2 rRNA genes are annotated in these 310 nt (G+C 54.5%); both read left to right on the top strand.

Annotation, left to right across the window (positions count from 1 at the left end):
* Positions 1 to 105: ribosomal RNA gene (locus tag IB248_RS31130) — 23S ribosomal RNA — on the top strand; the annotation flags it as partial.
* A gap of 109 nt (positions 106 to 214) precedes the next feature.
* Positions 215 to 310, top strand: a 5S ribosomal RNA gene (gene rrf / locus IB248_RS31135); the annotation flags it as partial.

Raw genomic sequence — 310 nt, forward strand, 5'->3', positions numbered from 1 at the left:
ATTCCCTATCAGAGCCGTGGAAGACGACCACGTTGATAGGCCGGGTGTGGAAGCGCAGCAATGTGTGAAGCTTACCGGTACTAATAGCTCGATTGGCTTGATCGTTCTCATTGATCAATGCTCATCTCCGACACAGACGTGTCGGGAGATGATGCAAGACGTGTTCAAACGCAGTGAAAACTGCACCAGCTTCTCATTTGTTGCGCTTCGCTGACCTGGTGGTTATGGCGGGGCGGCTGCACCCGTTCCCATTCCGAACACGGCCGTGAAACGCCCCAGCGCCTATGGTACTTCGTCTTAAGACGCGGGA

The sequence above is a fragment of the Rhizobium sp. RHZ01 genome, from assembly GCF_014851595.1.
Classification (GTDB): Bacteria; Pseudomonadota; Alphaproteobacteria; order Rhizobiales; family Rhizobiaceae; genus Rhizobium; species Rhizobium altiplani.